General features: G+C 69.2%; 31 protein-coding genes and 1 tRNA gene. 18 read left to right on the top strand and 14 right to left on the bottom strand.

Annotation, left to right across the window (positions count from 1 at the left end; translation table 11 throughout):
* The first annotated feature begins 11 nt into the window (after window positions 1-11).
* The 6 genes from sepX to F8566_RS32830 all read left to right on the top strand — a co-directional run bounded on the left by sepX (window position 12) and on the right by F8566_RS32830 (window position 4,637).
* Entirely contained in the window at window positions 12-572 is a 561-nt protein-coding gene (gene sepX / locus F8566_RS32855; protein WP_151565738.1) for a divisome protein SepX/GlpR, read from the top strand.
* A 56-nt stretch (window positions 573-628) separates the two neighbouring features.
* Window positions 629-702: transfer RNA gene (locus F8566_RS32850), tRNA-Ala, on the top strand.
* 115 nt (window positions 703-817) lie between these two features.
* On the top strand, window positions 818-1,057 hold the full coding sequence (locus F8566_RS32845) for a hypothetical protein (protein WP_151565737.1): 240 nt from the start codon (window positions 818-820) through the stop codon (window positions 1,055-1,057).
* Window positions 1,058-1,357: 300 nt separating this feature from the next.
* Window positions 1,358-2,866 carry an FAD-dependent oxidoreductase gene (locus F8566_RS32840; protein ID WP_151565736.1) on the top strand — a complete coding sequence of 503 codons (1,509 nt, stop codon included), beginning with the start codon at window positions 1,358-1,360 and terminating at the stop codon, window positions 2,864-2,866.
* A gap of 15 nt (window positions 2,867-2,881) precedes the next feature.
* Window positions 2,882-4,009: a hypothetical protein gene (locus tag F8566_RS32835; protein ID WP_151565735.1), complete on the top strand. Its 1,128-nt coding sequence runs from the start codon at window positions 2,882-2,884 to the stop codon at window positions 4,007-4,009.
* A 4-nt stretch (window positions 4,010-4,013) separates the two neighbouring features.
* Window positions 4,014-4,637: a TetR/AcrR family transcriptional regulator gene (locus F8566_RS32830; RefSeq protein WP_151565734.1), complete on the top strand. Its 624-nt coding sequence runs from the start codon at window positions 4,014-4,016 to the stop codon at window positions 4,635-4,637.
* Window positions 4,638-4,780: 143 nt separating this feature from the next.
* Here F8566_RS32830 and F8566_RS32825 read toward each other — a convergent pair whose 3' ends face one another.
* Together F8566_RS32825 and F8566_RS32820 are read right to left on the bottom strand one after the other, a co-directional pair.
* A complete protein-coding gene (locus tag F8566_RS32825; RefSeq protein ID WP_151565733.1) occupies window positions 4,781-5,218 on the bottom strand; it encodes an STAS domain-containing protein in 438 nt (145 codons plus the stop codon).
* Window positions 5,219-5,349: 131 nt separating this feature from the next.
* A complete protein-coding gene (locus F8566_RS32820) occupies window positions 5,350-6,354 on the bottom strand; it encodes a helix-turn-helix domain-containing protein (RefSeq protein ID WP_151565732.1) in 1,005 nt (334 codons plus the stop codon).
* 117 nt (window positions 6,355-6,471) lie between these two features.
* On the opposite strand from F8566_RS32820, the gene F8566_RS32815 reads away from it, so the two are divergent.
* Entirely contained in the window at window positions 6,472-7,224 is a 753-nt protein-coding gene (locus F8566_RS32815) for a class I SAM-dependent methyltransferase (RefSeq protein ID WP_151565731.1), read from the top strand.
* Between the two features lie 36 nt (window positions 7,225-7,260).
* Here F8566_RS32815 and F8566_RS32810 read toward each other — a convergent pair whose 3' ends face one another.
* Both F8566_RS32810 and F8566_RS32805 read right to left on the bottom strand, forming a co-directional pair.
* Window positions 7,261-7,917 (bottom strand): response regulator transcription factor, encoded by a 657-nt coding sequence (locus tag F8566_RS32810; RefSeq protein WP_151565730.1) that lies wholly within the window; start codon window positions 7,915-7,917, stop codon window positions 7,261-7,263.
* Window positions 7,908-9,038 carry a sensor histidine kinase gene (locus F8566_RS32805; protein ID WP_151565729.1) on the bottom strand — a complete coding sequence of 377 codons (1,131 nt, stop codon included), beginning with the start codon at window positions 9,036-9,038 and terminating at the stop codon, window positions 7,908-7,910. Before F8566_RS32805 ends, F8566_RS32810 begins: the two co-directional genes overlap by 10 nt.
* Window positions 9,039-9,175: 137 nt before the next feature.
* On the opposite strand from F8566_RS32805, the gene F8566_RS32800 reads away from it, so the two are divergent.
* Window positions 9,176-10,699, top strand: a complete 1,524-nt coding sequence (locus tag F8566_RS32800) for an alpha/beta hydrolase (protein WP_151565728.1) — start codon at window positions 9,176-9,178, stop codon at window positions 10,697-10,699.
* Between the two features lie 350 nt (window positions 10,700-11,049).
* Here F8566_RS32800 and F8566_RS50270 read toward each other — a convergent pair whose 3' ends face one another.
* Complete coding sequence (locus F8566_RS50270; protein ID WP_192809975.1) at window positions 11,050-11,223, bottom strand: hypothetical protein; 174 nt, start codon at window positions 11,221-11,223, stop codon at window positions 11,050-11,052.
* A 101-nt stretch (window positions 11,224-11,324) separates the two neighbouring features.
* Entirely contained in the window at window positions 11,325-11,780 is a 456-nt protein-coding gene (locus F8566_RS32795; RefSeq protein WP_151565727.1) for an Lrp/AsnC family transcriptional regulator, read from the bottom strand.
* A 123-nt stretch (window positions 11,781-11,903) separates the two neighbouring features.
* Here F8566_RS32795 and F8566_RS32790 point away from each other — a divergent pair, with 123 nt between their 5' ends.
* Window positions 11,904-12,452: an RBBP9/YdeN family alpha/beta hydrolase gene (locus F8566_RS32790; RefSeq protein WP_151565726.1), complete on the top strand. Its 549-nt coding sequence runs from the start codon at window positions 11,904-11,906 to the stop codon at window positions 12,450-12,452.
* Between the two features lie 24 nt (window positions 12,453-12,476).
* On the opposite strand, the gene F8566_RS51705 is transcribed toward F8566_RS32790, so the two are convergent.
* Together F8566_RS51705 and F8566_RS32780 are read right to left on the bottom strand one after the other, a co-directional pair.
* On the bottom strand, window positions 12,477-12,731 hold the full coding sequence (locus tag F8566_RS51705; protein ID WP_225993719.1) for a hypothetical protein: 255 nt from the start codon (window positions 12,729-12,731) through the stop codon (window positions 12,477-12,479).
* 46 nt (window positions 12,732-12,777) lie between these two features.
* Window positions 12,778-13,137, bottom strand: coding sequence for a sigma factor-like helix-turn-helix DNA-binding protein (locus tag F8566_RS32780; protein WP_225993718.1), 360 nt, complete (start codon window positions 13,135-13,137; stop codon window positions 12,778-12,780).
* A gap of 500 nt (window positions 13,138-13,637) precedes the next feature.
* Between F8566_RS32780 and F8566_RS32775 the strand changes: the two genes are divergently transcribed.
* A complete protein-coding gene (locus F8566_RS32775; RefSeq protein WP_151565725.1) occupies window positions 13,638-14,000 on the top strand; it encodes a YciI family protein in 363 nt (120 codons plus the stop codon).
* Complete coding sequence (locus F8566_RS32770; RefSeq protein ID WP_151565724.1) at window positions 13,997-15,202, top strand: RNA polymerase sigma factor; 1,206 nt, start codon at window positions 13,997-13,999, stop codon at window positions 15,200-15,202. The genes F8566_RS32775 and F8566_RS32770 overlap by 4 nt, the downstream gene beginning before the upstream one ends.
* Before the next feature lie 125 nt (window positions 15,203-15,327).
* Here the strand turns inward: F8566_RS32770 and F8566_RS32765 are convergent, their stop codons facing one another.
* Window positions 15,328-16,170 (bottom strand): alpha/beta fold hydrolase, encoded by an 843-nt coding sequence (locus F8566_RS32765; protein ID WP_151565723.1) that lies wholly within the window; start codon window positions 16,168-16,170, stop codon window positions 15,328-15,330.
* Window positions 16,171-16,281: 111 nt separating this feature from the next.
* On the opposite strand from F8566_RS32765, the gene F8566_RS32760 reads away from it, so the two are divergent.
* Window positions 16,282-16,743 (top strand): MarR family winged helix-turn-helix transcriptional regulator, encoded by a 462-nt coding sequence (locus tag F8566_RS32760; protein ID WP_151565722.1) that lies wholly within the window; start codon window positions 16,282-16,284, stop codon window positions 16,741-16,743.
* Between the two features lie 28 nt (window positions 16,744-16,771).
* Here the strand turns inward: F8566_RS32760 and F8566_RS32755 are convergent, their stop codons facing one another.
* The 3 genes from F8566_RS32755 to F8566_RS32745 are packed head-to-tail and all read right to left on the bottom strand — an operon-like array spanning window position 16,772 to window position 18,345.
* Window positions 16,772-17,056, bottom strand: a complete 285-nt coding sequence (locus F8566_RS32755) for a DUF6510 family protein (protein ID WP_151565721.1) — start codon at window positions 17,054-17,056, stop codon at window positions 16,772-16,774.
* 1 nt (window position 17,057) lies between these two features.
* Entirely contained in the window at window positions 17,058-17,753 is a 696-nt protein-coding gene (locus F8566_RS32750; RefSeq protein ID WP_151565720.1) for a ferredoxin reductase, read from the bottom strand.
* Window positions 17,746-18,345, bottom strand: a complete 600-nt coding sequence (locus tag F8566_RS32745; RefSeq protein ID WP_151565719.1) for a sulfite oxidase-like oxidoreductase — start codon at window positions 18,343-18,345, stop codon at window positions 17,746-17,748. Before F8566_RS32745 ends, F8566_RS32750 begins: the two co-directional genes overlap by 8 nt.
* A gap of 184 nt (window positions 18,346-18,529) precedes the next feature.
* On the opposite strand from F8566_RS32745, the gene F8566_RS32740 reads away from it, so the two are divergent.
* The gene (locus F8566_RS32740) at window positions 18,530-18,934 is read left to right on the top strand and encodes a VOC family protein (protein ID WP_151565718.1); all 405 of its coding nucleotides are present in this window, start codon (window positions 18,530-18,532) and stop codon (window positions 18,932-18,934) included.
* A 185-nt stretch (window positions 18,935-19,119) separates the two neighbouring features.
* Window positions 19,120-19,368 (top strand): SCO4226 family nickel-binding protein, encoded by a 249-nt coding sequence (locus tag F8566_RS32735; RefSeq protein WP_151565717.1) that lies wholly within the window; start codon window positions 19,120-19,122, stop codon window positions 19,366-19,368.
* A gap of 95 nt (window positions 19,369-19,463) precedes the next feature.
* On the opposite strand, the gene F8566_RS32730 is transcribed toward F8566_RS32735, so the two are convergent.
* Together F8566_RS32730 and argG are read right to left on the bottom strand one after the other, a co-directional pair.
* Entirely contained in the window at window positions 19,464-20,288 is an 825-nt protein-coding gene (locus tag F8566_RS32730) for an SAM-dependent methyltransferase (RefSeq protein ID WP_151565716.1), read from the bottom strand.
* 181 nt (window positions 20,289-20,469) lie between these two features.
* On the bottom strand, window positions 20,470-21,900 hold the full coding sequence (gene argG, locus F8566_RS32725) for an argininosuccinate synthase (protein WP_151565715.1): 1,431 nt from the start codon (window positions 21,898-21,900) through the stop codon (window positions 20,470-20,472).
* Window positions 21,901-22,102: 202 nt separating this feature from the next.
* On the opposite strand from argG, the gene F8566_RS32720 reads away from it, so the two are divergent.
* The 4 genes from F8566_RS32720 (at window position 22,103) to F8566_RS32705 (ending at window position 25,961) form a co-directional block, all read left to right on the top strand.
* Window positions 22,103-22,747 carry a class I SAM-dependent methyltransferase gene (locus tag F8566_RS32720; RefSeq protein ID WP_151565714.1) on the top strand — a complete coding sequence of 215 codons (645 nt, stop codon included), beginning with the start codon at window positions 22,103-22,105 and terminating at the stop codon, window positions 22,745-22,747.
* A gap of 105 nt (window positions 22,748-22,852) precedes the next feature.
* The gene (locus F8566_RS32715) at window positions 22,853-24,142 is read left to right on the top strand and encodes an alkaline phosphatase family protein (RefSeq protein ID WP_192809974.1); all 1,290 of its coding nucleotides are present in this window, start codon (window positions 22,853-22,855) and stop codon (window positions 24,140-24,142) included.
* A gap of 131 nt (window positions 24,143-24,273) precedes the next feature.
* The gene (locus tag F8566_RS32710) at window positions 24,274-24,696 is read left to right on the top strand and encodes a YciI family protein (protein WP_151565712.1); all 423 of its coding nucleotides are present in this window, start codon (window positions 24,274-24,276) and stop codon (window positions 24,694-24,696) included.
* Window positions 24,697-24,704: 8 nt separating this feature from the next.
* Entirely contained in the window at window positions 24,705-25,961 is a 1,257-nt protein-coding gene (locus F8566_RS32705) for an RNA polymerase sigma factor (protein ID WP_151565711.1), read from the top strand.
* The last annotated feature ends 86 nt before the right edge of the window (window positions 25,962-26,047 follow it).

The following is a 26,047-nucleotide window of genomic DNA, read 5'->3' as shown; positions in this document are numbered from 1 at the left end:
GCGGTGGGCCGGTGAGCAGCACCGTTCTCTACCTGGCCATCGTCGCGGTCTGGGCCGTCGTCCTCGTCCCCATGTGGCTCCGCCGTGATGGCGAGGCCGGATTCAGGCTCCTCCACAAGAAAGCCGACGACACCCAGGAGCTCACGCTCGAGGAGCCCACCCTGGAGGACGCCGAGGAGACCCTCGACGAGGACACCGACACGGCCCCGGCACCTCGCCGCCGCCCCGGCCGCGCCGCCGTGATCGCCAGGCGCCGCCGCCGCACCACGGGCCTGCTCCTCCTCACCCTGACCTCGATCGTGGTGATCGCCACAGGCCTGGCCCCCTGGTGGGTCTCCGTGCCGCCCGTCCTCCTCCTGGCCGGCCACCTCTCCCTCCTCCGCGTCGCCGTTCGCATGGACGCCGCCCAGCGCCGCGCCGAGGCCGAAGATCGCGCCCGCGCCCGCGCCGAGGCCCGCCGGGCCGCCGCCGAAGCCGCCGCCGAGGACGCCGAGGTGATCGAACTCGTGCCCCACGCCGAGGAAGAGGTCTTCGACCAGTACGCCGACGACCGCCGCGTAGTGGGAGGCTGACCCCCTCCGCCGATGCGCGAAGCACCCCCAATGTTTGCTAACCTTGCGGAGTCCTTGGGGCTGTAGCGCAGTCCGGTAGCGCACCTCGTTCGCATCGAGGGGGTCAGGGGTTCAAATCCCCTCAGCTCCACCCAGGAACGCACGTCAGAGGCCTGATCGGAGATCGTCCCGATCAGGCCTTGATCGTTTGTCATCTAGATGTCATCAGGATTCCGCAGCACCAGATAACACTTCCGGACATTCTCGTGTGGTGTCGCACTCGGCACGGGCCATCCGATCCACGCGGCAACAAGTACGACCGGATGGGCTTCTCCTGGGGCGCTCTGGACGGTGCCTGCACCCAGTACAACTCGGCGCCCGCACCGTTCAACTCCTACGTCTCCGGCGCGGGCTACACCGTCAAGCACGCCGAACTCCCCCCGATTCCCGCCGACGCGACCGGCGATGACGTGGTCATGCCCAAGCCCGGCTGCCCCAACTTGTAACGCCAGCCACTGGCCCCGACCATCAACACGGTCCGGGGTCAGTGGCTCGCGTTGACCGGCCTGGCGACGTCCCACCATGGTCCCCGGACCGGTCGCGGCCCTGCTCCTTGAACTGGCCGGAGACCGCTCGAACGTGACTGGCGAGGCACGCCCCGTCGCCCTCATCCACGAATACGCGCCGGACGATTACGCGAGCTCACAGCGTCAGCCCCGGTCCTGTGGGCTTGTTCGGATCGCACCTGTTGACCCCCGCTTCCTTTGATCATACATTCACTCATGGTTTGTATGAATGGAGGGTGCATGCGGGGAAAGACGGCCGTGGTGCTCGGTGGCAGCGTGGCGGGGCTGTGCGCCGCGGGAGTGCTCGCGAGGCATTTCGACGAGGTGATCGTCCTTGAACGGGACCGGCTCCCGCCGGACGCGCAGCATCGGCGGGGCGTGCCGCAGAGCAAGCACCCGCACTTCCTCCTCAACTCCGGGCGCCGTGCGATCGGTGAGATCTTCCCCGGGTTCGAGGAGGCACTGATCGCCGCGGGCGGGATGCGCCTGATGCCCTCGATGGACGCGGCGTACTGCGAGAACGATGGCTGGGCCCCGCGCAAGTCCGGGTCGATGACGATGGTCTACAGCTCACGGGTGCTCATCGAGCGGGTCCTGCGCGACAAGGTCCGCGAGCTCCCGGCCGTCGAGATCCGCGAGGGGGTGACCGTCACCGGGCTTCGTTCCAGCGGGGGCGGCACCGCGCGCGGGCGCGTCGAGGGAGTCGAGTACCGCACGGGCGACGAGTCGGGGTACCTGGCCGCCGAGCTCGTCGTGGACGCGCTGGGGCGCGGCTCGTCGGTTGTCGGCTGGCTGAGCGCGGCGGGATGGCCGGCGCCGCTGGAGAAGACCCTCGACGCCAAGGTCACCTACACCTCGCGGTGGTACGACCTGCCGCCCGCCGACCGGCGTCCGGAGTCGTGGTGGTGGAAGCACCTGGTCATCACTCCGACCCAGGACACCGGCGACCATCCCGAGGAGCACGAGTTCCTCAGCAACTTCTTCCCGATCGAGGGCGACCGCGCCATCGTGTGCATGGGCTCGTGGGGCGTCCGGATGCCGCGCGAGGCCGACGCCTTCGAGGCCGCGGTGGACCGCGTACGGGCCCCGACCTTCGGGCAGGCGGCGCGTGCCTGCACTCCGACCTCCGAGGTCCACCTCACCCGTGCGACCGGCAACAGGTGGCGCCGCTTCGATCTGCTCGACCGGCCCCCGCTCGGGCTGGTCTGCGTCGGTGACTCGATCTGCGCGTTCAACCCGTTCTACGCCCAGGGGATGAGCTCGGCGGCCCGCTCCGCGCTGATCCTCGCCGAGATGCTGCCGGGCCGCGACGTCCTCGACCCGCCCTTCTTCCGCGAGTTCCTCGCCCGGCAGAAGAAATCACTCGACGTGCCCTGGATGCTCGCGATGGCCCGTGATCAGGCCTATGACTTCGCGACCGGGAGTGAGGTCGTCGCTCCCTGGCGCCGCAGGCTGGCCGCGCGCCTCAGCTGGCCGATCTTCAACGCCATCACCGCCGCGAGCCGCGAGGACGCCCACGTCGAGCGGACGTTCGCCCAGGTCTTCAACCTCGACCTGTCGCTCAAGGAGATGGCCACCGATCCGCGGTTCTGGTTCGGCATCGTGCGCTACAAGGTGCGTCAGCGGCTCGGACGCACGGTCGTGCCCGGCGGGTTCGACGACCAGCAGGACCCGCCCGGCACCGACTTCACCGGCTACACCCGCGCCGGCAGATCGCCGTCCGCCGGGACCGACCTCGTCGACGCCTGACCCGAGGAGCAACGAATGGGCTATTCATGCGACTCAGCGGCCGAGCGCCTCGCCGAAAGGCTCGGCTACTCCTGCCAGGACGCCGATCCCATCGTGGACTTCCGCAACCCGTTCGGTCTCGAGAACGCCACCATGCCGTTCCTTGAGCTGCTCATCGTCGGCGGCGCGGTGTTCGCCCTCATCCATGCGTGGCGGCGGTGGCGGCGCGACGGCGACCCGATCAACATCTCGCTGTGGTTCGCCTCGGTCGTCTACCTGGCGGTGATCGAGCCGCCGCTCTACTTCCCGGGCTGGTTCGGCCTGGAGGAGCACGTCGGGTTCATCTTCTCCCACAACGTGTTCACCGTGCAGTTCATGTACGACCGGCTGCCGCTCTACATCGTGGCCTTCTATCCGGCGCTGTCGCAGCTCGCCTACGAGGTGGTCCGCGTCCTTGGTGTCTTCGCGCGGCGCGGGCCCCTGGCCGGTTCGCTGGCGGTCGCGTTCGCGTGCCAGGCGTTCTACGAGATCTTCGATCAGCTCGGACCCCAGCTGAAGTGGTGGGCCTGGAACACCGACAACGAGATGATCAACAAGCCGGCGCTCGCCTCGGTCCCGATGAACAGCATGTTTCTGTTCGCCTCGGTGTCCTTCGGCGCGATGACCTACCTCGTGGTCCGGCTGGTCGGCGCGAAGGACGGCCGGGGCACGCTCACCGGCCGGCAGATCAGCCTGCGCACCCTCGGCGCCGGCGTCATGACACCGTTGGCGATGGTGGTCGCCGGCGCGCCCAGCGGCGCCTTCCGCGGTGAGGACCAGCTCGGGATCCAGCGGGCCGTCCTCGGCGTCGAGCTCGCCCTGGTCTGGATCGTCGGCCTCTACCTTCTCGCGGACGCCTGGCGCGCGCCGCGAACAGACCCGGCTCCGGTGGCGTCGCCGCTGTTCGCGCGGACCTATCCGGCGCTGTACCTCGGCGTCCACCTCGTCCTGTGGCTGGTCGCGTTGCCGGCCTACTTCGCGGCGGCCGACGGCATCACCGAGCAGGGCACGCCGATCGGCAGCCTGTGGTACGCCTTGCTGTGCACCATCGCCGCGACCGGGCTCATCATGGCCGCACTCCGCGCGACCATGTCCCAACGGACCGCAGAGCCTGTGCGATCCTAAGGCCATGGGGCACCACGGCTGGGGAGGGCGGCCTCCCGCATCGGACGCCGAGGCCCGGCAGCGCATCATCGACGCGACCGTCCGCTGCATCGACAGGCACGGCGTCACGAAGACGACCCTGTCCGACGTCGCCGGCGAGCTCGGCGTGACCCGCCAGACCGTCTACCGCCACTTCGGCCGCATCAGCGACATCATCGGCGAGGTGGCGGCCCAGGGAGCCGAGTCGTTCGTCGAGCTGCTGATCGCGCACCTGCACGGGATCACCGACCCGGCCGAAGCCGTGGTCGAAGGCATGGTCTTCTGCGTACGGACCATCCCCACCGAGCCACGGCTGAGCCTCCTGCTGCAACTCGGGGACACCACCGCCTTCGGCCGTGGCGCCACCACCAGGGACACCATCGCCTACGGCGCCAAGATGCTGCAGCGCTACCCCGTCGACTGGGCCGCCGCCGGCATCGGTGAAGACGACCTCAACGGCCTCGCCGAGATCATCATGCGACTCCTGACGTCGCTGCTGCAGCACCCGAGCGAGCCGCCGCAGGACGAAGCCCGGCTCCGCACCCTCCTCAACCGCTGGCTGGCCCCAGCGCTGTCCCGGACATCGGCATCCGCGCACCCGCATTCCTGAACGCTCACCCGGCGACCGGCCGGTCTGGGGATGTCGGTACGACGGTGGCCCTCCGCCCGGTCCGTGTGAACCAGATGAAAAGTAACTCTGTGTAGTTGCATGCGGTTCAGCCGGTGGTTCAGCCGGTGGTTCAGCCGGGTGGTTCAGCCGGGTGGTTCAGCGGGTGGTTCAGCGGGTGGTTCAGCGGGGTGGGGCGCGATGGTGAGGCGCTGGTCCAGCCCGGATAGGCGCAGCATGGCGGTGATCCGGGGGTGAGGCCGTAGCAGGATCAGCTCGCCGCGCAGACTGGCGGCGCGTTTCCAGCCATGCAACAGGGCGTTCAGGCCTGAGGAGTCGCAGAAGCTCAGGGCGGCAAGGTCCAGTGCGACATACGGCGGCTCCAGGGTGGCCCAGGCGTGCTCCAGGGCGGCCAGCAGATCGGTGGCGCTGGCCATGTCGAGTTCACCGTCCAGGGCCAGGATGTGCCAGTGGCCGTGCTGGCTGAGAGTGAGGGTCAGCAGCGGGTGCGGCGGCCAGTGCAGCCGCGGTCGGCCGTCCGCGGGCGGTGGGTTCACTGACTCCGCGCCGGAAGGTGTGGTCATAGGCGGCCCTTGCCCTTCCGACTACTCACAGGACCGAGAGAGATACTGTGCGTGCATCCTCATGGTCTCACGGACCGGACCGTCCGCGACCGGTGGCTTCTCATATTCCTGAGGCTTGTATCCCTCTGTCGTCATCGGCGTTGAGCTGGCGTGGCTGTGGCGTCACAGGTCAGTGGTGTTGTGGCCGATGTTCGCGGAGGCTCAACGCGAGCTCGCTCGGTGCGGCGCCATCGCTGCGGGGTGATGCCGTAGCGGTCGCGGAAGCGGCGGACGAGATAGGTGGCGTCGCGCAGGCCGGTTCGGGCGGCCACGGCGTCGAGCGGCAGGTCGGTCTCGCGCAGCAGTCGCCGGACCTCGGTCATGCGCCGTTCGGTGATCCATTCGAGCAGTGGGCGGCCGGTGCGTCGGCGGAGCACGGTGGTGAGGTGTCCAGGGGTGTAGCCGAGCGTGCGGGCGATGTCCGCGGCGGAGACCGGTTCGCGGAACCTCGCCTCGATCTCGGCGAAGACCCGCTCGACGAGTGGATCCGGCGTGCCCGGGGCGCAGGGTGCCAGTCGCGCGGCCGCGACCAGGAGCCGGGTGAGCAGTGCGGTGACGGCCTCGTGGGCCCCCAGATGGCCTGGGTCGGCGAGCTCTGCGGCCAGGTCCGCCAGCCACGCCGACCAGTTCGCCCGGTCGGGTTCGGCGACCCGACCGTGTCCGGCGGTGGAGGAGAACAGGGCCAGTAGGGGATGGTGCGTCCAGGTCAGTGGGGAGACCGAGGCCAGGGCGGGGACGGCGTCGGGTGTGAACGCGACCGACCACGCGCGGCCGCGGGCGAGCTCGGCGACGGTCGCGACGCCGATGACCTGCCCGGGGGACACGGCGTGGACCTCGCCGGCGCGTAGCGGCCGTTCGGCGCCATCGATGGTGAACGAGCCCGTGCCTTCCTCGACGTAGGCCAGGACGTGGAAGTCATGGGCGTGCCGGTGGTTCGGCGGGAGGCCGGCGTGGGTGGCTTCGGTGTCGAAGTGGATCACCGAGACCGGAGGCAGGCCGGGGCGCTGCTGGTAGCGGTAGACCGGCGTCCCGTCGAGCCGTACCGTACGCAGCCTCGACGGGACGCCCGGCGAGTCACTGACCGAAGAATGTCCCATGGTCTCCAAGCTATGTCCTGCTCGGCAGCCGCAAAATGTCCAAGACTCGAGGTGATGACACCAGGTCTGTCACGGGTCACCGAGGCAGACCCGCCACCGAGTGCACAGAGGGCACCCATGGCAGATTCGACCCGCATACGCATCCTCGACCAGCGAACCCCGCAGGAGCGGGACCGCCCGTTCCTGCCGGGCGCGGGCAAGACCTGGCTCCTGCCGTTCTACGACACCTTCACCCGGGTGGCCGGCGTCCGCGCACTGCACGAGCGCGCGGTCGAGCTCGCCGGCATCGAGCCCGGCCAGGCGGTGGCCGACGTCGGCTGCGGCACGGGCAACCTGTCGTTCGCCGTGCTCGAGGCCCAGCCGGACGCGCGGGTGACCGGCCTGGACCCCGACAGAGACGCCCTGCGCAGGGCCGCACGCAAGGCGCGCCGCCGCGGCGTCGCTCTCACCCTCGTTCAGGGATATGCCGACCGGATCCCCGCCGGCGACGCCTCACTCGACCATGTGGTCTCCTCATTGGCCCTGCACCACATCGATGACGACGGCCGGAACGCGTTCGCGCGCGACGCGCTGCGTGCCCTTCGGCCAGGAGGCAGGGTCACCATCGTCGACTTCGGCGGCCCGACCTCCAACGTCGCAGGTGCTGACCACCCCACCCGCGGCCATGGCCATGGCCTGGCCCACGTCCTCGGGCACCTGCCCCGCCTCATACGTTCCCGGGTGGCGCACAGCCCGATCGTGGCCCGCAACCATGGCGACGGCATCGTCGCGCTGCTGGCCGACGCCGGGTTCGGCGACGCGCGAGAGGTCGCGCACGCCGACCAGAGCTTCGGCCGGGTCACCTTCGTGCAGGCAACCCGCGCAGCCTAGATGTTCTGGCGCCCCGTACGTGTTTCGTGGCCTTCGTCATAGGTGGCCGGGGGTGCCGTTCAGGTAGGTGAGCACTGCTTGCACTCGGCGGTGGCCGGAGTCGTCCGGGGCTAGGCCCAGCTTGGCGAAGATGTTGCCGATGTGCTTGTGGACGGCGTTGTCGGAGATGCGCATTCGTTCGGCGATGGTGGCGTTGTCGTGGCCCTGCGCCATGAGGGCGAGTGACTCTCGTTCGCGGGGGGTGAGGGTGTCGAGGGGGTCGCCGGTACGGCGCGCTAGGAGCTGGGCGACCACTTCGGGGTCCATGGCGGTGCCGCCGGCCGCGACGCGGTGCAGGGCGTCGATGAACTCGGCCACCCGGCCGATGCGGTCCTTGAGGAGGTAGCCGATGCCGCCGCGGCCGTCGGAGAGGAGCTCGCCGGCGTACTCGCGCTCGACGTACTGCGACAGCACCAGGATCGGCAGCGCGCCGTGCTCGCGGCGGGCGCGCAGTGCGGCGTGGATGCCCTCGTCGCGGAACGACGGTGGCAGCCGCACGTCGACGATGGCGATGTCGGGGCGGTGCTCGGCGACGGCGTCGAGGAACGACTCGGCGTCGGGGACGACCGCCACGACCTCGCAGCCCTTCGCCGCCAGCAGCAGCTCCAGGCCGCTGGACAGCAGGACGTTGTCCTCGGCGATCACTACCCGCATGGCATCTGGACGGCGAGGCTGGTGGGGCCGCCCGGCGGGCTGTCGAGGCGGATGGCGCCGTCCAGGGCGGCGACCCGGCGGCGTATCCCGGTGATCCCGGTGCCGCGCGCCTCGTCGGCGCCGCCCTTTCCGTCGTCGGTGACCTCGATGGACAGCACGTCGCCGGCGCGCTCGACCCGGAGGGACGCCCGCGTGGCGGCGGCGTGCTTGGTCACGTTCGTCAGCGCCTCGGCGATCACGTAGTAGGCCACCGCCTCCACGCTCGCCGGGAGCGCGCCGAGGTCGGCGAGCTCGATGCGGACCGGCACGCTCGACCGGGCGGCCAGCGCCGTCAGTGCCCCGTCGAGCCCGCGGTCGGCGAGGATCGGCGGGTAGATCGTCTGGAGCACCGTGCGGAGTTCGACCATCGCCTCCTCCGCCGTCTCGTGCGCTTGCTGGAGGAGCGTCGCCACCGTGTCCGGGTCGTCGGCGAGAGACTCCCGCGCGATGCCCAACTGCATCGCGATGGCCACCAGGCGCGCCTGCGTGCCGTCGTGCAGATCGCGTTCGATCCGCTGGAGCTCCGCGCCATGGGCGTCGACCACTCCGACCCGGCTCTTGGTCAGTACGTCGACCCGCTCGGTGAGCTGTTCGCGGGCCGACTGCGCGAGCATCGCCAGGCACAGCCGTGCGTGAAGTCGCGCCAGCGCCGGGAGCACCCACCAGGCCGCCGCACCGAGGACGGCGATCTGAACGGAGCCCCCGGCGAGCGCGGTCGCCCAATCATCCACTTGGACATCGAAGAACGAGAACAGGGTGGGACGCGCATCGGCGGGAAACGCCCACCACAAGGGCAACGCCACTGCGGCGACCAGGATGTTGCCCAGGCACAGCAGGGCGGCTAGGCCAAGTGGGAATCCGACGGCGACGTGCGCGAGCGCCCAGGCGAGGTTCCGCCGCCCGGCCGCCCGTTCGCCGGCCGGAACGCCGAGCAGCCTGCCGGCCCGCGAACGGTGCCAGTCTGCCCAGGCCCGAGCCGCCGGCGGCGCGAGCAGCAGCACCGGCAACGCGAGCGCCGTGACCACGGCGGTGGCCAGCGTGCCCAGCAGGTAGGCCGAGCCGGAGAGAACACGGTCACGCATACGCACCTCCTCGCGACGCCGGTATGGAGATCATTATCCGCCGCCGGTCCCCGTCGGGCACTACAGCGGGCTGTACCAACACGCGTGCGGTCGGCTGTATCGTGCCGGACGTCCGGCCGGAAATAGCGTCCTCGGTCATGAAACCGACATTTGCGCGGACCCGCAGACGCCTGGTCCTGGTCCTCGTGCTGGTCGCCCTGTCGGCCGCCGTTGCACCCCTGGCCATAGCAGACGGCGGCTCGCCCCCGCCCTCACCGCTCACGTGGAAGTCCTGCTCGCAGGTCTCCGACGACGACGTCGGCAAGGAGCTCGACGAGGCAGGCGCACGGTGCGCGGAGCTCACCGTCCCGCTCGACCACTCCAGGCCCGGCGGACGCACCATCACGCTCGCGCTGTCCCACCTGCCCGCCACCGACCGCGCCCATCGCATCGGGACCATGGTCCTTAACAGCGGCGGCCCTGGTGAGGGCACGCTGGGCATGCCCGTGCAAACGCGGGCGGCGATGAAGGACGTCGCCGCCCGTTACGACCTCGTCGGCCTGGACCCGCGCTTCGTCGGGCGCAGCACGCCGCTCGACTGCGGCTGGCCCATCGGCCTGTGGCTCCGCTCGGCCGGCTCGACCCGCGCCCGGTTCGATCACCAGGTGGCGGTGCAGCGTGATCTGGCCGAGCGCTGCTCCCAGCGCCACGCCGACGTGCTCCCGTACGTCAACACGCGCGACACGGCCCGCGACATCGACCTCGTGCGCCGCGTCCTCGGGGAGCGCCGGATCTCCTTCCTCGGCTACTCCTACGGCGCCTACCTGGGCGCGGTCTACACCCAGATGTTCCCCGGTCGCACCGACCGAGTGGTCCTGGACAGCGCGGGTGACCCGCGCAAGTGGGGCCCCAGGGCGACGCAGGGCACCGAAGACGAGGCGGAACGCGCGCTGCGCGGCTGGGCGGGCTGGGCCGCCAAACGTCACGGCACCTATGGCCTCGGCGCCACCCCCGCCCGCGTGCTCGCCACCGTGAACGCGATCGTCGCCGCTGCGGAGGACCGGCCGCTGCGTGTCGGATCCCACGAGGTGGACGAGCAGGCTGTCCCCTACATCGTCTCCGTCGGCTCCGGCAACGACCTCCCCGCGGCCCGCGCGGAGTTCGCCTCCACCGTCCGGACCCTGAACGAGGCGGCGCACGGCCGCCCGGCCGACCCCGGACCCAGACTCGACGGACTCCTCACGGCCATCCTGACCAGCGCCGGCTCCTCTTTCGGCAGCCAGGTCGCCGCGGTCACCTGCGGCGACCGCGCCGCGCCACGCGAGCCCGACACGTACTGGAACGACATCCAGCGCAGCCGCGCACGCCACCCCCTCTTCGGCCCCCTCAAGAACAACATCTGGCCCTGCGCCTTCTGGCCGAACCAACCGCGCGAGCCCTTCACTGCCGTCGGCAACCCCACCCCGGCGTTGATCGTGTCCGCCACCGGCGACCCCGCCACCACCTACGAGGGCGCCAAGGCCATGCACCGGGCGCTGACCGGCTCCCGCCTGCTCACCCTGCGCGGCACCACCGCCCACGCGATCTACGGCCTGTACGGCAACGCCTGCGTGGACGCCAAGGTCAACGCCTACCTGGCCACCGGCACCCTCCCCGCCACCAACCCGACCTGCCACCCCTGACCCGACACCCCAACACTCCGACACCCGAACGCCCCGACGCCCGAGGCCGCGATGCTCCCCATCGCGGCCTCGCGCATCAAACAGGGCGCCGGCCTGCTCCCAGCTCCTCGTACACGACCAGACGCGCCCGGCGTACGCATGGACGTCCGCACGGACCAGCAACATCCCCGCATCCACGCCGGTCCCCGGTTTCAGGCGAGGCAACACGCCGCTCCGCAGCGGTTGGCGTCAGCAAAGGGCCTAAGCCGTCGGCTTGGCCCTTTGCGGCTGCTAGGCCTTGAGGAAGGCCAGGAGCGCCTCGTTCACTTCTTGAGCGTGTGTCCAGAGCAGGCTGGGAGGCCTCGCCGATCTCAACGTGGGTGGTGCTTGGGGTGGATCTTGCGGAAGGCGCCGGCGGTGGCGTCGGTCTGCAGGATGCGGCCGTGCCGTGTCATGCCATTCAGGAGCGGGGCCGGGACGCCCGAGGCGTTCGCCCGCAGCGCGTACTCGCCCTCGTCATGACCGTCTTCCGCGGGTTCGGACATGGGGACTCCAGACGACAGACGGCCGGGCGGATGGGCGCATCGCGCCGAAGGGTCATGCAGCTTGCCGTAGCTTCCGCGCCTTACGCCCTGGGTGTTGCGGGTCATGACGTTGTTGACGTGGCGTCGGTCAGCGGCTTGTGGGGGTAGGCGCGGAGCACGAGGGATGTGGTGACAGGGCCGTAACGGGCAAGTGCGTCGACGACTTCTTCGAGTCGTTCTGCCTGCGGGCAGTAGACGTCGAAGATGAGGCAGTCTTCCCCGGTGACTCTGAGGGTGGAGGCGATCTCGGGGGTCCGGGAGGCGAAGTCCAGAGCGCGTGAGAGCTGGGCGTGCGTGCTGCGCAGCCGGATGACCGCGTGAATGTTCAGCCCCAGGGCCGCCGGGTCGACCACGGCTCGGTAGCCGGTGATGACGCCGTTCTTCTCCAGCCGTTGGATGCGCGCGCTGGCAGCGGGCTGCGAGAGCCCGACACGGCGCCCTACCTCTGCGCCGGTCAACCGGCCGTCGGTCTGGAGCAGGGCAAGGATGTCTCGGTCTATCTGGTCGAGTGATTCCATTGTTGCCCGCACTACTTTCTTTGAGATCACTTGTGCCGACGCCGTTGTCCTGATGAATCCAACAGAATATGCGGCAGGTGCCCCCGTGATCGCCGGGAGCGACGAGTGAAATGGTGGTGGGCGGTGGCTGCGTACGTCATCATCCCGGGTATCGACGGCTCGGATGGACAGCACTGGCAGACCTTGTGGGAGCGGCAGTGGGGCACCTCAGCGGTGAGGATCTCCCCAGCCTCGTGGTCCGCTCCTGATCTGGATGACTGGGTGGACGCGGTCCAGAGGGCTTACGACGATGCTTCCCAGCAGGACAGCCACGTTGTGTTGGTAGCCCACAGCCTGGGCTGCTGGGCTGCGTCCACCTGGCTCAACAAGAACCCCTCCAGCCCGGTAGGCGGCGCATTCCTGGTCGCGCCGCCCGACCCGCACGGGCCGGCGTTCCCGCGCCAGGCGGCCGCGACGTTCATCAAGGTGTCGGCACAACCGTTGCCGTGCCCGGCCTTGGTGGCGGGCAGCGCCAACGACCCGTACTGCACACCCGAGGCGGCCGCCGGCTTCGCGGCGCAGTGGCAGGCGCGATGGCACCTGGCAGGCGCGTGCGGACACATCAACTCCGCCAGCGGCCTGGGCTCGTGGCAGCACGGCCGTGAACTCCTGGACTCGCTAACCCAGCAGTGATCAACCACCGCATGGGACGTATAGTCACCAGATACGGCCCTGCGGTTCCGGCTCGACGCCGCCGAGGGAGTCCAGGACGAGGTCATAGTCGTGCAGCACCGTCTCGAACGCCTGCTTCTTGTAGTCGACGACGACGTCCGCGCCCAGACGCTTCACCAGGTCGCCGTTGGCGCGGGTGACCGTCACCGGGATCAGATCGAGACGGCCACCGGCGGGGACGGTGGCGAAGAATTCCACGATCGGTTCGCGGTCCTGGATCACGATGTCCTCGGGCGGCATGCGCAGCTCGGCATCCTCGTGCAGCAGGTCGGCCAGCGCCGCGAAGTCACACCGTTGCCAGGCTTCGACGCACCCGGCCGAGCACGGCCTCGTCCCGGTGGTCGAGCGGGCGCCGTGGCCCGGGGGAGGTGAGCGTGCCGCGGGCGCGCTGCGCCATGCTGTTGATCGCCGTTGCGGTGGTGCCCAGCAGGTCGGCCGCCTCGGCGGAGGTCCAGCCGAGCACGTCTTTGAGGATCAGCGCGGCGCGCTGGGTGGCGGGCAACCGTTGCAGCGCGACGATGAACGCCGGCGCCACACTCTCCCGGCCCTCCACGACCGCGGCGGGATCGGCCTCGGCGAGCTGATCGAGGAGCCTGTCGGGTGCCGCAACGGCGCGCGCTCCTCGAAGGATCCGAGTGATCGCCATGCGCGCAGGAGGGTCTCCTGCAGCACCTCTTCGGCGTCGTCGAACGAGCCGAGCATCCGGTAGCAGTGCACATGGAGGAGTCGGCGATGCGGCTCGACCAGGAGGCGGAAGGCCTCCCCATCGCCCTCGCGAGCCGCGGCCAGCAGCTCTCCAGTGGCTGGATCGGCCACGGGCGCAGCTTCCATGAAGCCAGAGTAACCACCGGCGTTGGCGTGACACTCCGGCGAACCCGGAGGCGGTCTTGATGAAAGAGGATCGTCGATGATTGGGAGACCCATCGATTCCTCTTCGACGTCAGCGCGCCGCTTCTGACCTGCGGACGTGGTGGCCGGGATGATGGTGGGCTTTCCTTGTTTGCGGGTGTCGGGGCTGGAGCAGGTGGGGGGAGCGCCCTGGACTCGGCCTTTGGAGATTTCTTAGCGATCGGTGTCGATTCCGGCGGATTCCGTTCGTAGTGGAGTGAGCGCGGGAAGAGCCCGCCCGGCACAAGGAGCGTCGCCATGACCAAGTACATGCTTTCGGCACACAGCGGTGAGGACCGGACCCCGCCTCCGATGAGCCAGGAGGACATCGAACGGGTCACCAAGCAGGTGCTCGCCCTTGAGCAGGAGATGAAGGAGGCCGGCGTCTGGGTGTTCGGTGGGCGTCTGCACGCTCCTGACACCGCCACGGTGGTGCGTGTGTCCGGGCACGAGGTGATCACCACGGACGGGCCGTTCGCGGAGGCACGTGAGCATCTCGGCGGCTTCTACGTCCTGGAAACCGACGACCTGGACGCGGCGCTCGCCTGGGCCTCGAAGGTCACCTCGATCGTCGGAGCACCGATCGAGGTCCGGCCGTTCGCCGACCTGCCCGGGGAGTGACCCTCGACGAGGCCGCCATCGGCCGGATCTTCCGCGTGGAATCCGGCCGGTCGGTGGCCGCCCTGATCCGCCTCTTCGGCGACATCGACCTCGCCGAAGACGCCGTTCAGGAAGCCTTCGCCATCGCCCTGCGCAAGTGGCCGGACGAAGGGCTGCCGCCCAACCCGGGCGGCTGGATCACCACGACCGCGCGCAACCACGCCCTCGACCGGCTGCGCCGACGGACCAGGGAACGACACCTGCTCGGTGAGGCCGCCGTCCTCACGCACTCCGGACCGGAGGAGGCGACAACGGTGCCCGACGACCGGCTTCGGCTGATCTTCACCTGCTGTCACCCCGCTCTGTCGATCGAGGCGCAGGTGGCCCTCACGCTCCGGCTGCTCGGTGGCTTGTCGACCGCGGAGGTCGCGCGCTCGTTCCTCGTGGCGGAGCCGACCATGGCGCAGCGCCTCGTCCGCGCCAAACGCAAGATCAAGCATGCGCGGATCCCGTACCGCGTTCCCGGCGACCACGAGCTGCCCGGCCGCCTGCCTCCGGTCCTGGCCGTCATCTACCTCATCTACACCAGCGGCCTGACCAGCGGCGACGCCGACCTGTGCGGTGAGGCGACACGCCTGGCACGCACACTCCTGGAGCTCATGCCCGATGAGCCCGAAGTCGCCGGGCTGCTGGCCCTGCTGCTTCTCACCGAGTCCCGCAGGCCGGCGCGCGTTCGCCCCGACGGCTCCTTGGTGTTGCTGGCCGAGCAGGACCGCAGCACGTGGGACTCAGCGCTCATCGAGGAAGGACACGCACTCGTCCGGCGGTGCCTGCGCCGGGATCGGTCAGGGCCCTACCAGATCCAGGCTGCGATCCAGGCAGTGCACACCGACGCTCCGGAGGCCGAGCAGACCGACTGGCGGCAGATCGCCGCGCTCTACGACCAACTGATCGTCTTCACGCCGACCCCGGTCGTGGCGCTCAACCGAGCCGTCGCCATCGGCGAGACCCAGGGCCCTGCCGCGGCGTTGGCTCTGGTCGACGACTTGGACCTGGTGGAATACCACCTCTTCCACGCTACGCGCGCCGACCTTCTGCAACGGCTAGGCCGTGTGGACGAGGCCATGGTCGCTTACGAGCGCGCAGCTGACCTCGCGCCCACCGAGGCCGAACGCGAATACCTGAGAATCGGCGGCCGCGCCGCTCGACGAGACCAGCGCTGATCCGAGCTTCGGATTCATGTGAATGCCGGCCTTTGCCGGCTCTGCCGCCTGCGATTCGCCTGAGGTCGGCAGAAGGGCCCAAGCCGTCGGCTTGGGCCCTGTGCGTCCGCTGGGCCTTGTGGCTGCTAGGCCTTGAGGAAGGCCAGGAGTGCCTCGTTCACCTCTTGGAAGTGTGTCCAGAGCAGGCCGTGGGGTGCTCCCTCGATCTCGACGTAGGTGGCGCTTGGGTGGATCTTGCGGAAGGCGCGGGCGGTGGCGTCGATCGGCAGGATGCGGTCGGCCGTGCCGTGCAGGAGCAGGGTCGGGACGCCCGAGGACGCGACCGCGGCGCTGTCGGCGCGGAAGTCGGTGATCCAAGTGGGGACAGCGGCGGCCGAGGCGTAGGCGGAGGCGCCGGCCGCGACGTTCCAGCTGGCGCGGAGCGCGGCCTCGCTGAGGCGGGTGCCGAGGTTCTCGTCGGTGTTGTAGAAGTCGGCGTAGAACGCGTCGAAGTAGGCGTACCGGTCGGCCTTGACGGCGGCGAGGATGCCGTCGAACACGCCCTGGTCGAGCCCGCCGGGATTGTCGTCGGTCTTGAGCAGGAACGGCTCGAGCATGCCGAGGAACGCGGCCTTGCCGACCCGTTCGGTCCCGTAGGTGGAGATGTAGCGGGCCACCTCGCCGGTGCCCATCGAGAAACCGACCAGAACGGCGTCGCGCAGGTCGAGCGTGCGCATCAGGATGTCCAGGTCCGAGGCGAAGGTGTCATAGTCATAGCCCTTGGTCGGCTGGCTGGACTGGCCGAAGCCGCGACGGTCGTAGGTGATCACGCGGTGCCCGGACTCCAGCAGCGCCGGGACCTGCTTCTCCCAGGAGTGCCCGTCCAGCGGGTAGCCGTGGATGAGCACCACGGGACGGCCGGAGCCGTGGTCCTCGTAGTAGAGCTCGATCGGTGTGGTGTTCTCGGTGCCAACGGTGATGTACGGCATCGTCTGCCCCTCTGCTCCGTCGCGGGTGTCTCCCGCACTGAGGAGGAGAGTACGCGATTAAATCGTGCGCGATGTAGTCGCTTACGATGTGTTTTGGATTACACTGTCTCCATGGATTCCGAGTCGCCGCTGTCGGAGCTGCTCTGCTTCGACCTGTACGCCGCCTCCCGCAGCGTCACGTCCGTGTATCGCGTGCTCCTGGACCCGCTCGGGCTCACCTATCCGCAGTACCTGGTGATGCTCATGCTGTGGCGGCACGGCGACCGTACGGTCCGTGAGCTGGTGGACGAGCTCAGGCTCGACTACAACACGCTGTCACCGCTGCTCAAGCGGTTGGAAGCGCGCGGTCTGCTGGAACGGCGGCGCCGTCCGGACGACGAACGTTCCGTCACGGTTCTCCTCACCGACGAGGGCCGGGCCCTGCAAGAGAAGACCCGCGACGTCCCCAAGGCCATCAGCGACGCCATCGGCCTCGACGACGCCGTGATCGCCGATCTGCAGGAAGCCCTGCGTACCCTCGCTTCCAATGCCACCGCCCACGCCGCCCACATGAGCACCAACACGGCGAAATGACCGGCCCCGCCATGCGCGGTACTTCGCGTCAGGGGCTGTTGCCCTCGGCGCTTTCCATGGGGATGCGCAGGCACGCGGTGCCGCACAGGTCGAGCCAGGCTGCGTCCGGGCTTCGCACCAGGCGCAGCATCACCTCGTTGCATCCTGGGCAGCGGGCGACCAGGCCGGGCGCCGGGCCATAGACCCGGAGCGAGGCGACCGGGCCGGTCAGGCCGCAGGAGGCGCAGCGGCCCACGGCCGCCGAGACATCGGTGGTGAAGATCTCGGCCAGTGGGCCGGCAAGGGCGTTGCCATCGAGGTAGTCGGCGCTCATGTCAGTCTCCGGAAGGGCCGAAGCGTTCGGTCTTGATGCGGGCAGGGTCGTGTCCGAGCTCCACCAGGAGCGCCGCGGCGGCTTCGACGAAGCCGGTCGGGCCGCACACGTAACAGTCAGCCGGGACGTACGGGCTGAAATCGTCGGCGGTGAGGCGGCCGGGCGACCGCTGGTGGCCCTCCGGGGCGCTGCGCGTGTAGGCGAGCGTGACGGCCACGGCGGGATCGGGTCGTAGCAGCTCATCGGCGTAGTAGAGCTGTTCAGGCGAGCGCAGTGCGTGCACGAGCCTGAACGGGGTTTCCACCTGGGCGGCACGGCGAGCTCGGATCATGGCCATCAGCGGGACGATGCCCGCACCTCCTGCCACCAGCAGCACCGGCGCGGGAACGGCAGGTCGCCAGACGAACCAGCCGCCTACTGGGCCGCGCAGTTCGAGCTCGTCACCGGGCTCCATGTGTTGGGTGAGGTATGGCGAGACCTCACCGTCGTTCACGCGCTGAACGGTGAGCTCCACGCCGTCTGGGGAGGCCAGGGAGTAACTGCGGCGGGCGGTGTAGCCGTCTTCGGCGGTGAGCTTGACGTCGACGTGCTGGCCGGGAAGATGTCCGGGCCACCCGGGCACATCGAAGACCAGCGTCCGGGCGGTGGGGTTCTCGTCGCGCACCTTGACCAGCCGCGCGGCGCGCCACCTAATCATCGGCGTAGCGCTGCTCGCGCCAAGGGTCACCGTAGTTGTTGTAGCCGGCGGTCTCCCAGAAGCCCGGCGAGTCCTCGTTCAACAACTGGAGGCCGCGCACCCACTTGGCGGACTTCCAGAAGTACAGATGAGGCACCAGCAGCCGTGCGGGTCCGCCGTGCTGGGGATGGAGCTCCTCGCCGTCGTAGCGGTAGGCGATCCAGGCCTTGCCGTCCAGCAGGTCTTCCAGCGGCAGGTTCGTGGTGTAACCGCCGTAGGAATGGACCAACGCGTACTCCGCCGCCGTCTCGACGTCCTCCAGCAGCACGTCAAGGGACACGCCCTGCCACGTGGTGTCGAGCTTGGACCAGGTGGTCACGCAGTGGATGTCGACCGTCGGGGTCTCAGACGGCAGGGCCATCAGCTCCTGCCAGCTCCGCCGGTGCACCTGCCCGGTCTCGGTCTCGACGGTGAACTCCCACTCTGACGGCAGTATTTGCGGCGTGGGCCCGGCGGAGAGTACGGGGAAGTCGTCAGTGAGGTACTGGCCGGGCGGGAGCCGATCGTCCCCGCCACGGCGTTTGCCGTGGAATCCGCGGGTGAAGGTGGCCATGTCTCCCTCCTTGGTCTGTCAATGGTCGGCTGACCGGTGCAGACGGCTTCGGAGGACCAGCTCGCCCGGTCCACAGCATCGCAGACCGACGGTGACTCACGTCAACCACCGGCCGCGCGTGAGGACACCTGGGTCATCACTGAACGATCGGCATCGCCCGCCGGGGTGGCACTAGTCTTCCGGCATGCGGATGCTGCACCTGGGGCTGCGCGTCACCGATCTGGAACGTTCGCTGGCCTTCTACACCGCCCTCGGATACGCCGAGCTCGGCAGTGTCCCGGAGACGGAGTTCGGCAGCCTGACCATGCTCCAGCTGCCCGACGATCCGTTCGTCAGCCTCGAACTCGTGCACGACCCCGCGAGACCGGTGAAGGACGTCAGCGCCGTCAACCACCTCGTCGTCCAGACGGACGATCTCGATGCCACGATCGCCGATCTCGCGGTCAAGGGCGTCGCGGCCGAGCCGCCGACAGAGCCGGGGCCGGGGATTCGGACGTCATGGTTGACCGATCCCGACGGCTACAGGATCGAACTCGTGCAGTGGCCACCCGGTCATCCAGCCGGCATGACAGCAGCCGATTTCGCCTGACGCGGCGACGATGTGGCCCGCACCGACAGGCGCGGCGACAGGTCGATGATCTTTATCCGCCGACCGTCGATGTTTGCCCAGTAATTGCGTGCGGATCCCTTTTCTGGTGGTTTGCTGAGTGGTGGACTTGGAGGCACGTGGACCTGGATCGGGTCCACGCGACCTCACGGGGGGAGGAACGCGCCATGGCGAAGTTCATGGACGTACACCACGGATTCCAGAACATCACCCGCGAACAGCTCCAGCAGGCGCACGACGCCGATCTGGCGATCCAGGCAGAGGAGGGCGTGACCTTCGAGCGCGCTTGGGCGGACCCCGAGTCGGGCCTGGTCTACTGCCTCTCCGAAGCGCCGTCCGCGGACGCGGTGCAGCGCATCCATGAGCGGGCGGGCCATCGCGCCGACGAGATCCACATGGTTCCGCTCAGCCTGTGACGCGACGAGCATTTCCCAAGCGAAGACGTCGAGGCTGAACGCCTGCTCTGGCAAAGCCTCCGGCGGGGCGCTCTGGGCTCCGGGCGAATAGTGGGTCAGGGCTTCCGTGCGACTGCGCCGAAGGCGTCGACTTCTTCTGGTTCGCCCCAGGGGGTGGCTTCCGGGCGCCAGCGGGAGACCGACACCACTCCGGGCTCCAGGATTTCCATGCCGTCGAAGAAGTGGCGGATCTGGTCGGGAGTGCGCAGAGTCAGGGGAGCGTTTCCGGAGTTGTTCCAGACCTCGACGATCTGGTCGGAGGCTTCCCGGTGGACGACGTTGGTGCCGTCGTAGAGGGTGAGGAAGCTGCCAGAGCAGAGCCTGTCCTTGAGGCGGTTGACGATGTCGTAGGCCTGCTTGTCGTCGGTGATGAACTCCACGATTCCCATCAGGATCAGCGCGACGGGCTGGTCGAAGTCGAGCATTCCGGCGGCCTTCGTCAGGATGGTCTCGGGATCGCGCAGGTCGGCGTGGATGTAGGCGGTCTCGCCTTCGGGTGTGCTGGTCAGCAGCGCGCGGGCGTGCGCGAGGACGAGCGGGTCGTTGTCGACGTAGACGACCCTGGAGTCGGGGGCGACCCGCTGCGCGACCTCGTGGGTGTTGTCGACGGTGGGCAGGCCCGTGCCGATGTCCAGGAATTGGCGTACGCCGGCTTCGCCTGCCAGAAACCGCACGGAGCGGCTCAGGAAGGCGCGTGAGGCACGGGCCAGTATGGCGACGTCGGGGAGCATCTCCAGGATCTGGTCACCGACCTCGCGGTCTACGGGGTAATTGTCCTTGCCACCCAGCCAGTAATTCCAGATACGCGCCACGTGGGACACGGTGGTGTCGATCTCTTCTGCTTGTCCCCCTGTGTCAATAGGGGTATCAGCCGACCGCATCAGTGACCTCCAAAAGGAATTAACGCTCGGCTGAAGGTAGGTCCCATTGGTCGGATCTTCAAGGCAGGCCACGTCCTAAAGCCCTCGTTCGGGAAGCCGGATTGCTTACAGATTGATGGTTCGGACATGACGAAGCCGACGGCCGTGTTCTCCTACGGCCGTCGGCTTCGAATGAGCTGGGTCAGTCGGTGCCGGATTCCATGGCGGCGTTGTCCAGGAGTTCGTCGGCGGGGACCTCGCCGCGGGATGCGATCGCTTCGGCGCCTCCCTCGGGCATCGCGCCGATGAGGGCGGTCTGGGCCGTGCCGATCATTGGCTGGGGGCCGACGATGCCGTGCTGGGCGTACTGCTCCAGCTTGGCGCGGGAGTCGGCGATGTCGAGGTTGCGCATGGTGAGCTGGCCGATGCGGTCGACGGGGCCGAAGGCGGAGTCCTCGGTCCGTTCCATGGACAGCTTGTCGGGGTGGTAGCTGAACGCCGGCCCCGAGGTGTTGAGGATGGAGTAGTCCTCGCCGCGCCGGAGGCGGAGGGTCACTTCGCCGGTGACGGCCGAACCGATCCAGCGCTGGAGGGACTCGCGGAGCATGAGGGCCTGGGGGTCCAGCCAGCGGCCCTCGTACATGAGGCGGCCGAGGCGGCGGCCCTCGTTGTGGTACGTGGCGAGGGTGTCCTCGTTGTGGATCGCGTTGACGAGCCGTTCGTAGGCGGCGTGCAGCAACGCCATGCCCGGGGCCTCGTAGATGCCGCGGCTCTTGGCCTCGATCACGCGGTTCTCGATCTGGTCGGACATCCCCATGCCGTGCCGGCCGCCGATCGCGTTGGCTTCCAGCACCAGGTCGACGGGGGAGGGGAACTCCTTGCCGTTGATCGACACGGGGCGGCCCTGCTCGAAGGCGATCGTGACGTCCTCGGCGGGGATCTCGATGGAGGTGTCCCAGAACCGCACGCCCATGATCGGCTCGACGGTCTCGATGCCGGCGTCGAGGTGCTCCAGCGCCTTGGCCTCGTGGGTCGCGCCCCAGATGTTGGCATCGGTGGAGTAGGCTTTCTCGGCGCTGTCCCGGTACGGGAGGCCGCGGGCGAGCAGCCACTCGGACATCTCCGTGCGCCCGCCGAGCTCGCTGACGAAGTCGGCGTCCAGCCACGGCTTGTAGATCCGCAGGGAGGGATTGGCGAGCAGGCCGTAGCGGTAGAACCGCTCGATGTCGTTGCCCTTGAAGGTGGAGCCGTCCCCCCAGATCTGCACGTTGTCTTCGAGCATCGCGCGTACGAGCAGGGTGCCGGTGACGGCCCGGCCGAGGGGCGTGGTGTTGAAGTAGACGCGGCCGCCGGAACGGATGTGGAACGCCCCGCAGGCCAGCGCGGCCAAGCCCTCCTCCACGAGGGCGGCCCGGCAGTCGACCAGCCGGGCGATCTCCGCGCCGTACGCGGTGGCACGGCCGGGGACCGAGGCGATGTCGGGTTCGTCGTACTGGCCGAGGTCAGCGGTGTAGGTGCAGGGCACGGCACCCTTCTCGCGCATCCACGCGACCGCTACCGAGGTGTCGAGACCGCCGGAGAAGGCAATCCCGACGCGTTCGCCGACAGGGAGGGAGGAGAGCACCTTGGACATGAGCAAGAGTATGCACTGTTATGCATGATCATGCAACCTGAGGTCGGAAATCCTCGTGGAAAGTGGATGACAGGCGGGGTGAGGGGACGCACTCTGGTGGTGTCGAGCGGCGTTCCGGGCGTCGCGCTGGGTGGTGGGCGGGTCCAATGATCGATGAAGGCACGGTGGGGCGGCTGGGGTTGATGCGCGATGACGCGGGCGCATGAACGGCTATGGCGAAGATGCGGATGTACTGGCCCGGCAGTACGAGAGCCTGAAGTTCGCGGACGTGCACGGGGCCGTACTGCATCTGTTCCCGGAGGTGCCTGGACTGGTGCTGGACGTCGGTGCCGGAACGGGGCGTGACGCGGCGGCCTTGTCACGCCTGGGGCACCGGGTCGTCGCGGTGGAGCCCACGGCGGAGCTCAGGGCGTTCGGTCAGGCGGTCCACTCCGAGCCCACCGAATGGATCGACGACGCCCTTCCGGAGCTGCCCCGCGTCTCGGAGCGGTTCGGAACGGACGGATCGTTCGACCTGATCCTGCTGTCGGCGGTGTGGATGCACCTGGACGAGCAGGAGCGGGCGGTCGGGATGAAGCGCCTGGCGGGCCTGCTCGCCGCGGGCGGACGGATCGTCATGACCTTGCGGCATGGCCCGGCGCCGCGGAACCGCCGCATGTACGAGGTGACCGCGCGGGAGGCGGTCGCCGATGCCCAGCAGGCCGGTCTCACGTGCGTTCACCAGAGCTGCGGTGGAGACCTTCTGGGGCGTCCGGAACTGCGCTGGAGTTATCTGGCCTTCGAGCTGCGCTGGCCGGTCGTGGACAGCCGATCTTGGGGGCCTCGTGGATGTCCCGGGAGTTCATGAGGAAGCTTCATCTTCTGCGTCCTGATTTGTCGTTTCTTGTGCTATCCGCTGGTCCCAGATGTCGTCATGCTCCCCACGCATCCCCTGCGTGAGAGGACCGGTGGCATGGACGATCTGACCAGGCGTGGGTTCATCGCCGGCTCCGCGGCCACGGCGGCCGTCACGGTGGCGGGCGGTCCGGCGGAGGCCGGGGCGGCCTCCCGGCGGGCACCGGTGTCCGAGCTCCCGCGGCCGGACGAGTCGGGCATCGACCACATCGTCGTCGTGATGATGGAGAACCGGTCGTTCGACCACTACCTCGGCTGGCTGCCCGGCGCCGACGGGAAGCAGGCGGGGCTCACCTTCACCGACAAGGAGGGCAAGGAGCACTCGACCCATCACCTCAAGGTCCCGCACGGCTGCGGCTTCCAGGATCCCGACCACGGCTACGTCGGCGGCCGCGTCCAGCTGAACGGGGGCAAATGCGACGGATGGCTGCGGTCGGGTGACAGCGACGTCTTCGCCATCGGGTACTTCGAGGGCCCCGACCTCAATTTCTACGGCGGCGCCGCCCGGGACTGGACGGTGTGCGACCGGTACTTCCCGGCGATCATGTCATCCACGTTCCCCAACCGCATCTTCCAGCACGCGGGGCAGACCGACCGGATCAGCAACGCGTTCGAGTTCTGCGAGCTGACCACGATCTGGGACCGGTTGGCGGCGAGAAAGGTCCCGCACAGGTACTACTTCAGTGACGTCCCGTTCACGGCCCTGTGGGGACTCAGGCACCTCGGCATCAGCCGGCACATCACGGAGTTCTACGGCGACGCGGCGCGGGGCAGGCTTCCCGCGGTCTCGTTCGTGGAGCCGGGCTTCGTCGGAGAGCTGGTCCCCGGTCTGGCGGAAGACGAGCACCCGCTCGCCGACATCCGCTTCGGGCAGCACTTCCTCAACAAGGTGTACGAGGCGATCACCAACAGCCCGAACTGGCGGCGGACGTTGCTGATCATCAATTACGACGAGTGGGGCGGCTTCTTCGACCACGTCGTCCCGCCGGAGGGGCCGGACCCGCGCCCCGACCTCGGCACTGGCCTGCGCGGATTCCGGGTGCCGTGCCTGCTGATCTCTCCGCGCGCCCGCCGCGGCGCGATCGCGCACGAGGTGTACGACCACACGTCGATCCTCAAGGCGATCGAATGGCGCTGGGGGCTGGAGCCGCTGTCCGTGCGCGACGCCGCCGCCCGCAACATCGCCGAGACCCTCGACTTCGACGGCGAGCCGAATCTCGACGCGCCCCGCTACAAGGCCCCGCGCCCGATCACACTGGGCTGCATAGCCCCTGGCCACGTGCACTATGGCGACGACTGGGACCAGCTCCGCCGGTACGCGATCAAGAAGGACTTCGGCAGGCGCTGAGGCGCCCTTCGGGTATCACCACCAGAACGCAGGAAAGAATTTCGGGAGCCGTGTCCGGCCGGGGGCTGCGGCTCCGACGTCTCTGGTGAAGGCGCCAGAGAGCAGAGAGGCGCCGCCAGAGAGGAGCGGTCATGAAGTACATGATCATGATGTACGGGTCGCAGCAGGACTACGACGTCCTGACGGGCAAGGAGGGCGCCACGCCCGCCTGGGACGAGAAGGACGTCGCGGCCATGCACCAGTTCATGGCGGACTGGAACAACGCACTCGTCGAGTCCGGCGAGTTCGTCGAGGGGCACGGCCTCACCGCGCCGGTGCACGCCCGCCGGATCGGCGTGCGGGACGGGGTTCCGGTGGTGACCGACGGGCCGTACGCCGAGACCCAGGAGGTCCTCGCCGGATTCACGATCGTCGAGTGCGCCAGCTTCGACCGGGCGACCGAGATCGCCGCACAGCTGGCGAACACCCCGCACCCTCCGGACGCCGACCTCGGCCGTGACTGGTACGTGGACGTCCGGCCGGTCGCCGGCGGCGCCGGTGACTACGACCTGTAGCCACCGACGTGACCGGTACTGGGACGGCGGCCGAGGATCTGCTGCGCACGCTGGCGCCGCAGGTCCTCGGCGCGCTCGTCCGGCGCTACGGGAACTTCGACACCGCCGAGGACGCCGTTCAGGAGGCCCTTCTCGCCGCGGCGACGCAGTGGCCGGTGGACGGCGTCCCGGACAATCCGCGGGGCTGGCTGATCACGGTCGCCGCGCGGCGCCTCACCGATCTGCTGCGCGGCGAGCAGGCCCGGCGGCGCCGCGAGGACACGGTCGCCCAGTGGGAGCTGCCCGGCCAGTGGATGGCGCCCGCCGCCGACCAGCCGGTGACGCCGTCCGACGACACGCTCATCCTGCTGTTCATGTGCTGCCACCCGTCGCTGTCACCGGCGTCGCAGATAGCACTGACGCTGCGGGCCGTCGGCGGCCTGACCACCGCCGAGATCGCCCGCGCGTTCATGGTGCCGGAGGCGACCATGACCCGGCGCATCAGCCGGGCCAAGCAGAGCATCAAGAGCAGCGGCATCCCGTTCGGCATGCCGGTCGACCGCGTCGAGCGGCTCGGCGCGGTGCTGCACGTGCTCTACCTGATCTTCAACGAGGGGTACGCGAGCACGTCCGGTCCCGCGCTGGTCCGCACGGAGCTGTCGACCGAGGCGATCCGGCTCGCCCGCATGCTCTACCGGCTGCTGCCCGATGACGGCGAGGTGGCCGGGCTGCTCGCGCTCATGTTGCTCACCGACGCCCGCCGGCCCGCGCGGACCGGACCGGACGGCGCGCTGATCCCGATGGCCGAGCAGGACCGCTCACGCTGGAACGCCGCCTTCATCGCCGAGGGCGTGGAGCTGATCAGCGCGGTGCTGCCGCGGGGGAAGCCGGGGCCCTACCAGCTCCAGGCGGCGATCGCGGCCGTCCACGACGAGGCGCCGTCCGCCGCGGAGACGGACTGGCCGCAGATCAAGGCGCTGTACGAGGTGCTCCTGCGGATGTCCGGCAACCCGATGGTGATGCTGAACCACGCGGTCGCGGTCGGCATGGCCGACGGCCCGCGGGCCGGGCTCACCCTGCTCACCGAGCTGGCGTCCGACGAGCGCGTGTCGAACGATCACCGGCTGTTCGCGGTCCGCGCGCACCTGCTGGAGATGGCGGGCGAACGCGAGGCGGCGCGGACGGCCTACGCGGAGGCCGCGCGCCGGGCGACCAGCCTGCCGCAGCAGCGCTATCTCAACACCCGCGCCGCCCGCCTGTCCGGAGAGAACCCGCCCCACGGCTGATCCGCTCCTTGTGCCGATCCGCTCCTTGTCTTGAACGCACGGAGATGATCTATTTTGAGTTCTTCACCCCGGCGGGGTATCCGCGC

Origin of the sequence: Actinomadura rudentiformis, assembly GCF_008923185.1 — a bacterium.
Classification (GTDB): Bacteria; Actinomycetota; Actinomycetes; order Streptosporangiales; family Streptosporangiaceae; genus Spirillospora; species Spirillospora rudentiformis.
Note: the sequence above shows the minus strand (reverse complement) of the source record. Positions and strands in the feature narration are given on the sequence as shown.